Origin of the sequence: Streptomyces sp. NPDC088147 (assembly GCF_044741565.1) — a bacterium.
Lineage (GTDB): Bacteria > Actinomycetota > Actinomycetes > Streptomycetales > Streptomycetaceae > Streptomyces.
In genome coordinates, this window is record NZ_JBIUSY010000010.1 from 222,028 (window position 1) to 236,108 (window position 14,081).

The 14,081-nt window shown below is 72.5% G+C and carries 13 protein-coding genes; 11 read left to right on the plus strand and 2 right to left on the minus strand.

What is annotated here, in order from left to right; translation table 11 throughout:
* Positions 1 to 4: 4 nt before the first annotated feature.
* Positions 5 to 1,231, plus strand: a complete 1,227-nt coding sequence (gene mycP, locus ACIOGX_RS32030) for a type VII secretion-associated serine protease mycosin (RefSeq protein WP_356514069.1) — start codon at positions 5 to 7, stop codon at positions 1,229 to 1,231.
* Here mycP and ACIOGX_RS32035 read toward each other — a convergent pair.
* Positions 1,206 to 1,886, minus strand: coding sequence for a serine hydrolase (locus ACIOGX_RS32035; protein ID WP_401918148.1), 681 nt, complete (start codon positions 1,884 to 1,886; stop codon positions 1,206 to 1,208). The two genes, mycP and ACIOGX_RS32035, sit on opposite strands and share 26 nt — an antisense overlap.
* Positions 1,887 to 1,927: 41 nt before the next feature.
* On the opposite strand from ACIOGX_RS32035, the gene ACIOGX_RS32040 reads away from it, so the two are divergent.
* A complete protein-coding gene (locus ACIOGX_RS32040) occupies positions 1,928 to 2,662 on the plus strand; it encodes an SseB family protein (protein ID WP_356514065.1) in 735 nt (244 codons plus the stop codon).
* Positions 2,663 to 2,765: 103 nt separating this feature from the next.
* On the opposite strand, the gene ACIOGX_RS32045 is transcribed toward ACIOGX_RS32040, so the two are convergent.
* Entirely contained in the window at positions 2,766 to 3,128 is a 363-nt protein-coding gene (locus ACIOGX_RS32045; RefSeq protein WP_129772650.1) for a DUF1844 domain-containing protein, read from the minus strand.
* Between the two features lie 365 nt (positions 3,129 to 3,493).
* Between ACIOGX_RS32045 and infC the strand changes: the two genes are divergently transcribed.
* From infC to ACIOGX_RS32090, 9 genes are all read left to right on the plus strand, one after another.
* Complete coding sequence (gene infC / locus ACIOGX_RS32050) at positions 3,494 to 4,156, plus strand: translation initiation factor IF-3 (RefSeq protein WP_129772651.1); 663 nt, start codon at positions 3,494 to 3,496, stop codon at positions 4,154 to 4,156.
* A gap of 124 nt (positions 4,157 to 4,280) precedes the next feature.
* Positions 4,281 to 4,475 (plus strand): 50S ribosomal protein L35, encoded by a 195-nt coding sequence (gene rpmI, locus ACIOGX_RS32055; protein ID WP_030355333.1) that lies wholly within the window; start codon positions 4,281 to 4,283, stop codon positions 4,473 to 4,475.
* A 100-nt stretch (positions 4,476 to 4,575) separates the two neighbouring features.
* Positions 4,576 to 4,962: a 50S ribosomal protein L20 gene (gene rplT / locus ACIOGX_RS32060; protein WP_030355332.1), complete on the plus strand. Its 387-nt coding sequence runs from the start codon at positions 4,576 to 4,578 to the stop codon at positions 4,960 to 4,962.
* A 156-nt stretch (positions 4,963 to 5,118) separates the two neighbouring features.
* Complete coding sequence (locus ACIOGX_RS32065) at positions 5,119 to 5,958, plus strand: RNA methyltransferase (protein ID WP_356514061.1); 840 nt, start codon at positions 5,119 to 5,121, stop codon at positions 5,956 to 5,958.
* A gap of 84 nt (positions 5,959 to 6,042) precedes the next feature.
* Positions 6,043 to 7,248, plus strand: a complete 1,206-nt coding sequence (locus tag ACIOGX_RS32070) for an ATP-binding protein (RefSeq protein ID WP_356514059.1) — start codon at positions 6,043 to 6,045, stop codon at positions 7,246 to 7,248.
* 123 nt (positions 7,249 to 7,371) lie between these two features.
* Entirely contained in the window at positions 7,372 to 8,499 is a 1,128-nt protein-coding gene (gene pheS / locus ACIOGX_RS32075) for a phenylalanine--tRNA ligase subunit alpha (RefSeq protein ID WP_383960920.1), read from the plus strand.
* On the plus strand, positions 8,499 to 11,027 hold the full coding sequence (gene pheT / locus ACIOGX_RS32080) for a phenylalanine--tRNA ligase subunit beta (protein ID WP_383960923.1): 2,529 nt from the start codon (positions 8,499 to 8,501) through the stop codon (positions 11,025 to 11,027). Before pheS ends, pheT begins: the two co-directional genes overlap by 1 nt.
* Positions 11,028 to 11,231: 204 nt before the next feature.
* Complete coding sequence (locus ACIOGX_RS32085) at positions 11,232 to 12,356, plus strand: PP2C family protein-serine/threonine phosphatase (RefSeq protein ID WP_356514053.1); 1,125 nt, start codon at positions 11,232 to 11,234, stop codon at positions 12,354 to 12,356.
* 370 nt (positions 12,357 to 12,726) lie between these two features.
* Positions 12,727 to 14,067, plus strand: coding sequence for a transcriptional regulator (locus ACIOGX_RS32090; RefSeq protein ID WP_356514051.1), 1,341 nt, complete (start codon positions 12,727 to 12,729; stop codon positions 14,065 to 14,067).
* Positions 14,068 to 14,081: the final 14 nt, after the last annotated feature.

A 14,081-nucleotide genomic window follows, 5' to 3' on the forward strand; every position in this document is an offset into this window, starting at 1 on the left:
GCACATGACCTCGGAACCTTCCCGTCCCGCGCCTTCCGGCCGTCCGTCCCGGCGCCACCGTCTCGCCGCCGCCTTCGCCGCCACGTCCGTCCTGCTGCTCGTCCCCGCCCCTCCGGCGCACGCCGACGCGATCCGGGCGCAGCAGTGGGCCCTCGACGCCATGCACACCGAGGAGGCGTGGCGCACCGCGCAGGGCCGGGGCATCACCGTCGCCGTCCTGGACACCGGCGTCGACGCCACCCATCCCGACCTGGAGGGCCAGGTGCTCCCCGGCCGGGATCTGATCGGTTTCGGGGCACGCAGCGGCGACCGCGCCTGGGCCCGTCACGGCACCGCCATGGCCGGCATCATCGCCGGACACGGCCATGGCGCCAATCGCGCGGACGGAGTCCTCGGGATCGCGCCCGAGGCGAAGATCCTCCCGGTCCGCGTCATCCTCGAAGGCACCGACCCCGCCCGCGCCAAGGCGCGCTCCTCCAAGGGAGGCGCCCTCGCCGAGGGCATCCGCTGGGCCGCCGACCAGGGCGCCGACGTCATCAACCTCTCCCTCGGCGACGACAGCGAGTCCGCCCATCCGGAACCGGGGGAGGACGCGGCCGTCCAGTACGCGCTGGCCAAGGGCGCCGTCGTGGTGGCCTCGGCGGGCAACGGCGGCGAGAAGGGCGACCATGTCTCGTACCCCGCGGCCTATCCCGGGGTGATCGCGGTGACGGCCGTGGACGAGTACGGGACGCGCGCCGCGTTCTCCACCCGCCGCTGGTACGCCACCGTCAGCGCGCCGGGCGTCAATGTGGTCATCGCCGATCCCGACCGCCGCTACTACGAGGGCTGGGGCACCAGCGCCGCCGCCGCGTTCGTCTCCGGCGCCGTCGCGCTCGTACGCTCCGCCCACCCCGATCTCACCCCGGCGCAGATCAAGAAGCTCCTCGCGGACACCGCCCGCGACGCGCCGGAGGACGGCCATGACGACGCCCGTGGGCACGGGCTCGTCGATCCCGCCGCCGCGATCAAGGCCGGGGCGAAACTGTCCCGTACGGATCTGAAGAGCGAGGCCGCGGCCGCCGACGGGTACGACAAGCGGTACTTCGGCAGCGGCCCCGACGCCCCGCGCGCGGACGCGGAACCCGCCGCCTGGCTCGCGCCCGCGGTGGGCGGCGCCGGGGCCCTCCTGCTGGCCTGCGCGGTGCTGCTGTGGCGCGGCGGCCTCAGGCGAACCGGCGTACGGCGCTGACGGCGGCCTCCTCGACCCGCGCGATCCCCGCGTCCTTCGCCGTGTGCCCGTCGGACAGCACGGCGACCAGACAGTCCCGTACCCGCCCGACCGAGTGGACGACCCACAGGCCGCTGTCGCTTCGCGGCAGCCAGCCGTTCTTCAGCGCCCAGTCGCCGTCCGTCGCCGCCGCGGAGACGCCCCAGTCCTGTCCGGGCACCACCCGCCCCATCAGCCCCGCCAGATAGCGACGCGACCTCTCGTCGAGACCTGTGGGCACCGCCGGATCCGTGACGGCGGGCGTCGCCGGATCCGCGCCGGCGAACACCGCCCTCAGCAGCGTCAGCTGGTCGCGCGCGGTGGTGCGGGTGAGCCCCCAGGCGGGCGCCGCCGACGTCCGGGTCATCCCGAGCCGGGCATGCGCCGCGTCCAGTCCCGCCACGCCCCCGGCCGCCGCCCGCAGCGCCGTCGCCGCCTCGTTGTCGCTGCGCTCGATCATGGCCTCCGCGAGCCGCTCCTCACCGGCCGTCAGCCACCGCCCCGCGTCCCGCGCCCGCAGCAGCAGCGCCGCCAGGACCGCGACCTTGACGATGCTCGCGGTGACATACGTCCGGTCCTCGCCGCACGCCCACTCGCCCCCGCCTGCGAGGTCGTACACCGCGACCGAGAGATCCACCCGACGACCGTACGTCCCACCGGGCCCCTTAGGCTCGTCCCGTGGCCCTCAAGAACATCCCCGACTCCGGATTCTCCGACGACGACGGCACCGCCGCGCCCGAGCTGACGGCCGCGCTCGCGGCCTGGGCCGGGGACCGGTCGGCCGAGCCGCGCGTCCTGGCGGCGCTCAAGGACGCCCGGCTGCTGGTCCCCGTGGTCGCCGTGCTCGGAGAGACGGAGGAGGACGAGGCGAGCGGCCTGCGCCGCGAGAAGACCAGCGACATGGCCGTCCCGACCCTTCGGGCGGGCGACCGCCGCGCGCTGCCCGCCTTCACCTCCGTCGCGGCGCTGGCCCGCTGGGACCCGGAGGCCCGGCCCGTCGCCGTACCGCTGCACCAGGCGCTCCGGGCCGCCGCGCACGAGCGGGCGGACACGGTGGTGATCGACCTCGCGGGTCCCGTCACCTACCAGCTCACCGGACCCGCGCTGCTGGCTCTCGCCGAGGGCCGTACCAGCACCGATCCGCTCGCGGATCCCGCCGTCGGCGCGGCGGTGCGGTCCGCCGTCGCCGCCGAGCCCGCCGTGCTCCGCGCGCATCTCGGCCCCGGCAGCGCGGACGGGACGCTCGCGCTCGTGCTCGATCCGGCCGCGCGTCCCGCCGAGACGGCCCGCCGGATCGCCGAGGCCCTCGCGGCCGATGACGTACTGAGGGCCCGCCTGGTACGCGGACTCGACCTGGCACTGCTGCCGGCCGAGGCCACACCACCCGGCGAGCCCCTTTTCGTCCGCGCGTGACGTACGTACGCGGGAGAGGTGCTCAGTCCGCGCGTGACCCACGCACGCGACGCGCTTGAGCGCGCGCGTGGTGCCCCTCCGCGCGGGACGTGACGGGGACGGATCAGCCGTAGACCGGCCCCGTGTACTTCTCGCCGGGACCCTGCCCCGGCTCGTCCGGCACGAGCGACGCCTCGCGGAACGCCAGCTGGAGCGACTTCAGCCCGTCACGCAGCGGAGCCGCGTGGAAGGAGCTGATCTCCGTCGCGCTCGCGTCCATCAGCCCGGCCAGCGCGTGGACCAGCTTGCGCGCCTCGTCCAGGTCCTTGTGCTCGTCGCCCTCCTCGGTCAGCCCGAGCTTGACGGCCGCCGCGCTCATCAGATTCACGGCGACCGTGACGATCACCTCGACGGCGGGGACTTCCGCGATGTCGCGGGCCATGGCGTCATAGCCGGGGGTTTCCTGGGGAGAGGTCGCGTCGCTCATGCCCACACGATAGGCGTACGCCTGAGTGGCCCCGGCCGCGGGAGCGGACTGGTACGCGGGGTTCGCACCACCCCCGAGGAGCTGCTAACCTTGTGTAACGACCGGTCGGACACGTGTGTGCCCGGCCCACAAGTGGAGGCTCCGATCTCCCACCTGGCTGCTCCTCAGGGGCGGCGGGTCACCGGTCAGGTGGTGCCCATCGTTCCGTACGGACGATGGAACCGCCCGATGCGCCCCGTGGCATACGCGCGGCGGTGCTCCGGTATTCGAGGAGCTCCTGCCTGTGTGCCGTCCGGGGCATTTTTGATGTTCCGCCGCGGTTGGTCTGCATACACAGACGTTACGCGGCTGTCTGCCAGGCAGTCGTGTGGTGCTACCGAGGAGGATCCATCAGCGCCGAGCCCCGCATCAACGACCGGATTCGCGTTCCCGAAGTGCGACTTGTCGGTCCCAGTGGCGAGCAGGTGGGCATTGTCCCGCTCGCCAAGGCCCTAGAGCTTGCGCAGGAGTACGACCTGGACCTGGTCGAGGTCGCGGCGAACGCCCGTCCGCCCGTGTGCAAGCTCATGGACTACGGGAAGTTCAAGTACGAGTCGGCCATGAAGGCCCGTGAGGCGCGCAAGAACCAGGCGCACACGGTCATCAAGGAGATGAAGCTCCGGCCGAAGATCGACCCGCACGACTATGACACCAAGAAGGGTCATGTCGTCCGGTTCCTCAAGCAGGGGGACAAGGTCAAGATCACGATCATGTTCCGTGGTCGTGAGCAGTCCCGCCCCGAGCTGGGTTTCCGACTGCTCCAGCGTCTCGCTTCGGATGTCGAGGAGCTCGGCTTCATCGAGTCGAACCCGAAGCAGGACGGCCGGAACATGATCATGGTTCTTGGCCCGCACAAGAAGAAGACCGAGGCCATGGCCGAGGCCCGTGAGGCGCAGGCCGCCCGCAAGGCGGAGCGCCAGGGGTACCCGACCGAGGAATCCGCGGACACTGCGGCCGAGGCTCCGGCCGAGGCATCTTCCGAAGCGTGATCCGGGGGGCGCCGACAGGCGGCGCCTCGGATCCGGTCCGGAACCACACACCAGAGATATGACGCTCCCGAGCGCCGGCCGACCGGCCGGCTGGGAGCGCCACTGACGAGGAGAGAGCGGCGCCATGCCGAAGAACAAGACGCACAGCGGTGCAAAGAAGCGCTTCCGCGTGACCGGCTCGGGCAAGGTGCTCCGGCAGCGCGCCGGCCGTCGCCACTACCTGGAGCACAAGCCCTCGACGCTGACGCGCCGCCTCGCCGGCACCGTCGAGCTCGCGCCGGGCGACGCCGCCAAGGCGAAGAAGCTTCTCGGCCTGTAGTCCGCGCGTCCCGCCGCAGCGCGGGGCCGGGACACCTACAGGAACCATGCCGTTCTTGGGTCACGCCACCACCCGTGACCCAGCTACAAGGAGTTAACACGTGGCACGCGTCAAGCGGGCAGTCAACGCCCACAAGAAGCGCCGGGCAATCCTCGAGGCGGCCAGCGGTTACCGCGGCCAGCGCTCGCGTCTGTACCGGAAGGCGAAGGAGCAGGTCACCCACTCCCTCGTTTACAACTACAACGACCGCAAGAAGCGCAAGGGCGACTTCCGTCAGCTGTGGATCCAGCGGATCAACGCCGCTGCCCGCGCCAACGGCATCACCTACAACCGCTTCATCCAGGGTCTGAAGGCCGCCAACGTCGAGGTGGACCGCAAGATCCTCGCCGAGCTGGCCGTCAATGACTCCAGCGCGTTCGCCGCGCTCGTCGAGGTGGCCCAGAAGGCCCTCCCGAGCGACGTCAACGCCCCGAAGGCCGCCGCCTGATCCCGTCAGGCCGCCGTACTTCCCGCCGGACCCGCAGGCATCGCGCCTGCGGGTCCGGCGCGTTCCGCGCCTCCCTCCGCGTCCGTCCGGACCCCTGCGTCCGGTATGCCGCCCGTATCCGTTCGTCCTCATACGAGAAGTGAGATAACGCCGTCCATGGGCACCCCCGAGCTGATCTCCCCGCGTTCCCCGCGCGTCACGGCCGCCAGGAGACTCGCCAAGCGCGCCTTCCGCGGCAAGGAACGCCGGTTCATCGCCGAGGGGCCGCAGGCCGTACGGGAAGCGGTGCTCCATCGCGGTGACGGCGGGGAGCCCACGCTCGTCGAGCTGTTCACCACCGTCGAGGCCGCCGAGCGGTACGCCGACATCGTCGACGCCGCGCGCGCCACCGGGGCCCGGGTGCACCTCGCGCCCGACGCCGTGCTCGCCGAGGTGTCCCAGACCGTCACCCCGCAGGGGCTGCTCGGGGTGTGCCGGTTCCTCGACTCGCCGTTCGAGGAGATCCTGCGCGCCAGGCCCCGGCTCGTCGCCGTACTGGCGCATGTCCGCGACCCCGGGAACGCCGGTACGGTGCTGCGCTGCGCCGACGCCGCGGGCGCCGACGCCGTCGTCCTCACCGATGCCTCCGTCGATCTCTACAACCCCAAATCCGTCCGGGCGTCCGTCGGCTCGCTCTTCCATCTGCCGGTCGCCGTCGGCGTCCCCGTCGAGCAGGCCGTCCGGGGGCTGCGGGACGCGGGCGTACGGATCCTGGCCGCCGACGGCGCGGGCGAGAACGACCTGGACGACGAACTGGACGCGGGCACCATGGGCGGGCCCACCGCCTGGATCTTCGGCAACGAGGCCTGGGGACTGCCGGCCGAGACCCGCGCCCTCGCGGACGCGGTGGTACGGGTGCCGATCCACGGAAAGGCCGAGAGTCTGAACCTCGCGACGGCCGCGGCCGTATGTCTCTATGCCTCGGCGCGCGCCCAGCGCGTGCGCGGTACGTGCTGAGGGGGTCCCGCTCCGTCACGTTCAGCTAGTACTGTTGCGCTTTCTGGGGCCCACTGAGCTACGCGGAAGAGGTGGGATGCGGGGATGAGTGTCGGGGCGAGCGGACCCGCCGCGGTCCAGGGAGCCTTACCGCCCCCGTACGGGACCGGCGCGGGTGAGCCGCCCGGCGCGGACGAGCGGACCGGTGTGGACGAGCGGATCGGCACGGGCGACGGGGGGATCCACCCCGACGAACTGCCCGACGGGCTGGTCGTCGCCGACGAGACCGGCAGGGTGATCTGCTTCAACGCCGCCGCCGCCCGGATCACCGCCGTCCCGTGCGCCGACGCCCTCGGCCGCCCGCTGGAACGGGCGCTGCCGCTGGAGGACCTGAAGGGCCGCCGCTGGTGGGCGCTGACCGACCCGTACGGCGGGCTCGCCACCCGGGTGGGCCAGCCCGAGCGCAATCTGCTGCTGCCGGGCGGCCGGGAGGTCCTGGTCTCCGCCCGCTACGTCCGCACGCACCCGACCGGGCCCGTACGCCGGCTGGTCGTCTCCATCCGGGGCACGGAGGCGCGACGGCGTACCGAACTGAGCCACGCCGAACTCATCGCGACCGTCGCCCATGAACTGCGCTCCCCGCTCACCTCCGTCAAGGGGTTCACGGCGACGCTGCTCGCCAAGTGGGAGCGCTTCACCGACGACCAGAAGCGGCTGATGCTGGAGACCGTCGACGCCGACGCCAACCGGGTCACCCGGCTGATCGCGGAGCTGCTGGACATCTCCAGGATCGACTCGGGCCGGCTGGAGGTGCGCCGGCAGCCGGTGGACATCGGCGCGGCCGTGGGACGCCATGTCCAGTCGCACACCGCCGCGGGCCAGTCGCCGGACCGGTTCCTCGTACGGATACAGCAGCCGCTGCCCGATCTGTGGGCGGATCCCGACAAGATCGATCAGGTGCTCGGCAATCTGCTGGAAAACGCGGTGCGCCACGGGGAGGGAACCGTCACCATCGAGGTGGCCGCCGCGACGCTCAGCCACGCGGCGCGGCCGGAAACCGAGACGGAGCCGGAGAAGGGAACGGCCGTCACCGTGTGCGACGAGGGTCCCGGCATCCCCGAGGAGTCGATGGGCCGTGTCTTCACCCGCTTCTGGCGGGGGAGCAAGCGCGGCGGGACCGGCCTCGGCCTGTATATCGTCAAGGGCATTGTCGAGGCGCACGGCGGGACGATCACCGTCGGCCGCGGACCCGGCGGCGGTGCCGAGTTCCGGTTTATCCTGCCCGTCGGCGCTCCGGCCTACCTGTCCTGAGCGGCCCACGGGCTTCTTCACCTTCGTACGACCTTTAGACTCGACTTTTGGCACCTTCGCGCCTTCGCGCTCCCCAGTGATCGAGCAGGGTCGTTTCGCCAGCCAAACGGAAGTACGGAAGAGATGTCGGCACCCAACAAGTCGTACGACCCAGTCGAGGTCGAGGCACTGAAACCGGAAGAGATCGAGCGGATGCGGGACGAGGCGCTCGCCGCCTTCGCCGCCGCCGGTGATCTCGACGCGCTCGCGCACGAGAAGACCGCGCACACCGGAGGTACCTCGCCGCTCGCCCTCGCCAACCGGGAGATCGGCGCCCTGCCCCCGCAGGCCAAGGCCGAGGCGGGCAAGCGCGTGGGCCAGGCCCGCGGCGCCGTCAACAAGGCCCTCGCCGCCCGCCAGAGCGAGCTGGAGGCGGAGCGTGACGCCCGGGTGCTGGTCGAGGAGGCGGTGGACGTCACGCTGCCGTACGACCGCACCCCGCCCGGTGCCCGCCACCCGCTGACCGGCTTCATGGAGCGGGTCGCGGACGTCTTCGTGGCCATGGGCTACGAGGTCGCCGAGGGCCCCGAGGCCGAGGCGGAGTGGTTCAACTTCGACGCGCTCAACTTCGTGCCCGACCACCCGGCGCGCCAGATGCAGGACACCTTCTTCGTCCGGGGCCCCGAGGGCACGGAAGGCGACGAGTCCGGTGTGGTGCTCCGTACGCACACCTCCCCGGTCCAGGCGCGCGCTCTGCTCGACCGCGAGCCGCCCGTGTACATCGTCTGCCCGGGGCGGGTCTACCGCACCGACGAGCTGGACGCCACGCACACCCCGGTCTTCCACCAGATCGAGCTGCTCGCCGTCGACGAGGGCCTGACCATGGCCGACCTCAAGGGCACTCTGGACCACATGGTCCAGGCGCTCTTCGGCGCGGACATGAAGACCCGGCTCCGTCCGAACTTCTTCCCCTTCACCGAGCCGTCCGCCGAGATGGACATGGTCTGTTACGTGTGCCGCGGCGCCTCGGTCGGCAACCCCGACCGGCCCTGCCGCACCTGCGGCAGCGAAGGCTGGATCGAGCTGGGCGGCTGCGGCATGGTCAACCCCAAGGTGCTCATCGCCTGCGGTGTCGACCCCAGGAAGTACAGCGGATTCGCCTTCGGGTTCGGCATCGAACGGATGCTGATGTTCCGCCACAACGTCGAAGACATGCGAGACATGGTCGAGGGTGACGTCCGGTTCACCCGGCCGTTCGGGATGGAGATCTGATGCGCGTCCCGCTTTCCTGGCTGCGGGAGTACGTCGACCTGCCGGCGACGGAGACCGGCCGTGACGTCCAGGCCAAGCTCGTCTCCGCCGGTCTCGAGGTCGAGACCGTCGAGCAGCTCGGCGCGGGCCTCAAGGGCCCCCTCGTCGTCGGCAAGGTGCTCACCATCGAGGAGCTGGAGGGCTTCAAGAAGCCCATCCGCTTCTGCACGGTGGATGTCGGCACGGCCAACGGCACCGGCGAGCCGCAGGAGATCGTCTGCGGCGCGCGGAACTTCTCCGTCGGCGACAAGGTCGTCGTGGTCCTCCCCGGCGCGGTCCTGCCGGGCGACTTCGCGATCGCCGCGCGCAAGACGTACGGCAGGACGTCCCACGGCATGATCTGCTCCGGCGACGAGCTGGGCATGGGCGATGACGGCTCGGGCGGCATCATCGTGCTCCCGCCCGAGCACGAGGCCGGCAGCGACGCCATCGCGCTCCTGGAGCTGGTGGACGAGGTCCTCGACATCGCCGTCACGCCCGACCGCGGCTACTGCCTCTCGCTCCGCGGGGTCGCCCGCGAGACCGCCATCGCGTACGGACTGACCCTGCGGGACCCGGCGCTGCTCGACGTGCCCGCGCCCAACTCGTACGGCCACCCGGTGAAGGTCGCCGACCCGAGGGGCTGCGACCGCTTCACGGCCCGTACGGTCACCGGCCTCGACCCGGAGGCGCACAGCCCCATCTGGCTGCGCCGCCGGCTCCAGAAGGCCGGGATGCGGCCGATCTCGCTCGCTGTCGACATCACCAACTACGTGATGCTGGAGCTCGGCCAGCCGCTGCACGCGTACGACCGCTCCCGGCTGGAGGGCGCCATCGGCGTCCGCCGTGCCCGGCCCGGCGAGAAGATCACCACGCTCGACGGCGTCCAGCGGGTGCTGGACGCCCAGGACCTGGTCATCACCGACGACCGCGGGCCCATCGGCCTCGCGGGCGTGATGGGCGGCGCGAACACCGAGATCGCCGACACCACGACCCATCCGGAAACGGGCGAGACCCAGGGCACCACCGACGTGGTGATCGAGGCCGCGCACTTCGACGCGATCTCCATCGCCCGTACCGCGCGCCGCCACAAGCTGGCCTCCGAGGCGTCCAAGCGCTTCGAGCGCGGGGTCGACCCGCAGGCCGCGTCCGCCGCCGCGCAGCGGACCGTCGACCTGCTGGTGCTGCTCGCCGGCGGCTCCGCCGGGGCCGGCGTCACTGAGATCATCGCGCCCTCCGCGCCGCACACCATCACCATGCCCGCCGACCACCCCGACCGGGTCGCCGGTGTCACCTACGGCCGGGAGACGGTCGTACGGCGGCTCCAGCAGATCGGCTGCGACGTCTACGGCCAGGACGAGCTGGTCGTCACCGTGCCGTCCTGGCGCCCCGACCTCGGCGAGCCCAATGACCTCGCCGAGGAGGTCATCCGGCTCGAGGGGTACGAGAACCTTCCCTCGACGCTGCCGACCCCGCCGTCCGGCCGCGGGCTCACCGAGCGCCAGCGGCTGCACCGCCGCGTCGGCCGCGCCCTGGCCGGCGCCGGTTATGTCGAGGCGCTGAACTACCCGTTCCTCGGCGACGCGGCGCTCGACGCGCTCGGGCTGCCGGCCGACGACGACCGGCGCCGTACGGTCACGCTCGTCAACCCGCTCTCCGACGAGGAGCCCGCGCTGCGCACCACGCTGCTGCCGGGCCTGCTCACGGCGCTGCGGCGCAACGACGGCCGGGGTTCGCACGATCTGGCGCTCTTCGAGACCGGACTGGTCTTCCTGCCCACCGGCCACGAGACCGTGCCGGTACGGCTGCCCGTCGACCGGCGGCCGACCGACGAGGAGGTGGCGGCGCTCGACGCCGCGCTGCCGCGCCAGCCGCGGCACGCCGCCGTCGTGCTGGCCGGGGCGCGCGAGCAGGCCGGCTGGTGGGGCAAGGGACGCCCCGCGCAGTGGTCGGACGCCGTCGAGGCCGCCCGTACCGTCGCCCGCGAGGCCGGGGCCGAACTGACCGTACGGGCCGGGCAGTACGAGCCGTGGCACCCCGGCCGGTGCGCGGCGCTGTTCGCCACCGTGGACGGTGAGGAGACGCTCCTCGGCCACGCCGGAGAGCTGCACCCGCGCGTCCTGAAGGCGCTCGGACTGCCGGAGCGCGGCTGCGCCATGGAGATCGATCTCGATCTGCTGGAGCGCGCGGGCACCGGCGTGATCAAGGCGCCGCGGATTTCCACCTATCCGGTGGCGACGCAGGATGTCGCGCTTGTCGTACCGGCCGAGGTGCCGGCCGCCGAGGTGGAGCGGGCGCTGCGCGAGGGCGCCGGGGAACTCCTGGAGTCCCTGCGGCTGTTCGACGTGTTCGCCGGCGAGCAGATCGGCGAGGGGCACAAGTCCCTTGCCTACGCGCTGCGTTTCCGCGCGGCGGACCGCACACTGACGGTCGACGAGGCCACGGCGGCCCGTGACGCGGCCGTCGCGCTCGCCGCCGAACGGACCGGGGCGGTCCTGCGCGGCGCGTGACCACCCTGCCGCGCGCCGTCGCTGTACTGGCTCTCGGCCGGTGAGGGGCGCATCCGGATCATCGGATGCGCCCCTCACTCATTCGGGTGAGAAGTCCTGGCGTGTCACGTCATGGGGCTTCCGTGATCGACAGAATCGATCCGGCCGAGACGGTCGACGTACGCCCCACGGCTTAGCGGCCGGACGGCCGAGGGAGGCCGACGGATGAACCGGACCAAGGCAACAGAGGAAGCGCAGGCGGAAGCGCCGGCCTCCTGGGGCCTTGTCGAATGCGCGATCCCGGGCGGTCTGCTCACAGCGGTGATCACCTGGGAGCTCACCCGCCCGGCGGCGGACCGCGACGATCTGCTCTCGCGCATCGTGACCTGCGTCGTCTTCCTGCTGGTGGTGGCGTATCTGCTGATCCGTGTACGGCGGCGGGCGGCCCGGGAGCTGCGGGAGGTCAAGGCCGTGGCGCGGGCGGCCCAGGAGGTGCTGATCAGGACCCTGCCGCCCCGGCTGGACGGTCTCACGCTCTCCGCACGCCAGCTCTCCGCGTCGCGCGGTGCCGATGTCGGCGGCGATCTGTACGAGGCGGTGGCCACGGCCTACGGGGTGCGGATCGTCATCGGGGATGTGCGCGGCCATGGACTGCCCGCCATCGGGGCGGTGGCCGCGGTCCTCGGCAGCTTCCGGGAAGCGGCCCATGACGAGGCCGGGCTCGACGGCGTGCTGCGCCGGCTCGACCGGGCCCACCAGCGCCATCTGCGGGAGCTGGCGCGCCAGGAGCCGCCCGCCGCCGCGGGGCAGGAGCCGGACTCCCTGTCGGCGGAGGAGTTCGTCACCGTACTGCTGCTGGAGATCGGGGCCGACGCGGAGGTACGGGCCCTCAACTGCGGGCATCCCTGGCCCTATCGGCTCGGCCGGGGCGCCGCGCGGCTGGCGTCGGGCGAGCCGCTGCCGCCGCTGGGCGCCTTTCCGCTGCCCCCCGATCTGCTGCCGTATCAGTGCGGTCCGCTGCTGCCCGGTGAGGCGCTGTTCCTGCACACCGACGGGGCGGAGGACGCCCGGGACTCCGCGGGACGGTTCTTCGCACTGGAGGAAGCGCTCACGGAGGCCGCCGCGGGGCCGCCCCTGGCGCCCGCCGCCGTCGTGCGCACGGTCCACGCGGCGCTGCTGCGGCACACCGGCGGGCGGATCACCGACGACATGGCGCTGCTCGTGCTGCGCAACGACCGCCCACCGGTGGGCGATTCCTCGCGTGTGCCGGCGCAGCCCGGCGGGCCGGGCCTGTGCCGTACGTGGGTCCCCGCGCGGGAGGCCACCACGCACGCGCCCGGCCCGGGATGACGGCGCATCCCCTCCCACGAACGCCCCTGCCGAACGCTCCCCGTCGAACGCCCCCTGTCGGAAGGCCCCGCCGGATGCCCGGCCCCGCGGTCCCGGCCCCGCTGTCCCGTATGGGCGGTCCCGTACACGCGCCGTCCACTCTGCCGCGGAGTGTCGGGCAGGTCGGCAGGGCGGACGGCGCGGTTGTGGGCCACCGCACTGTACGAGGGGGAGCCGGCGGCCCGGCGCCTCTTTTGCGAGGCGATTCAGTCAACAGGCCACGCTTTCCCGGCGGGAGGGTGCACGGGGCGCGTTTCCGGGCATTACGTTCACACCCCGTGCGTTTCCCGTTCCACTACGCTGGTTCGGCCGAGCCACCGGAGGGGCACTCATGCACCCCAATTCTCTGCTCGATTCCCTGCTCGACGAGGCGGGTATCTCCCATGCCGGTCTCGCCGCGCGGGTCAACCAAGCCGGCCGGGCCAGAGGTCTCGCCCTGCGCTACGAACACACCGCCGTCTCACGGTGGCTGAAGGGACAGCGGCCGCGCGGCCAAGTGCCCGACCTGATCTGCGCGGTGCTGAGCGAGCGGCTGCACCGCTCGCTCACGCTGGACGACATCGGGCTCGGGGTGACGGGGGAGTCGCTCGTACCGCACGGCACCCCGCTCTCCGGTTTCGTGGAGCGGGCCACCGCGCTGTGGCGCTGCGACGAACAGCAACGTCCGCACATAGTGGGCGCCCCCACCGTCACCGGGACGCCCGCCGTGATGCCCGTCTGGGAGTGGGAGAACCCTCCCGAGGACGCCGATGTCTCCCGCAGCGGGCGCAACAAGGTCGGCCCGGCCGACATCAAGCTGCTGCGGTCGGCCAGGGCGCACTACGAGCTGATGTACCGGCGGGCGGGCGGAGTCGCCACCCGCGCCAGGATCGTCCGCTTCCTCAACGCCGAGACCGCTCCGCTGCTGCGCGGCGGGTACAGCGACGCGCTGGGCCGCCAACTGCACCGCGCCACCGGCGGTCTGGTGGCGGTGGCCGGTATCTGCGCCTATGACTCGGACGCGCACGGGCTCGCCCAGCGCTACTTCCACCAGGCGCTGCGGCTGGCCAAGGCGAGCGGCGACCGGGGCCTCGGCGCGTATGTGATCGCGCTGCTGGTCAACCAGTCGCTGCACATGGGGGAGTACCGGCAGGCCGTGGCGTTCGCCGAGGCGGCGCTGCGGACGGCCGGGCGCCAGATCACCCCGGCGCTCGCGGCGGACCTGTACGCGATGCAGGCCAAGTCGTATGCGCATCTCGGTGACGGCAGCGGAGCGCTCGGCTGTATCCGGCGCGCCGAGACGGAGGCGGAACGCATCCGGCCGGGTCATGAGCCGGACGAGACGGGCTACGTACAGCCGGGCCTGGTGAACGTACAGGTGGCGGAGGCGCTGCTCAGCCTCGGTGATCTGGCGGCCGCGCGGGCGCACGCGGCGGCGGCCGTGGACACCCCGGCGCACGATCGCGGCCGGGTCCACCGGCTGGCGATGCTCAGCCATATCGAGTTGCGGCAGGGCGAGGCCGACCGCGCCGCCAGGACAGCGGCCGAAATGGCCGAGCGCGCGCGGGGGATGGAGTCCCAGCGCCTGCGAGACCGGTTGCGCGCCGTACGGGAACAGCTGGTGGCCAGCGGATCCACGGACGCAGAGGAGACGGCGGAGCTGATCGAAGGCGCGCTGCGCGTTCCTCTGTGAGCCCCTTTATGAGC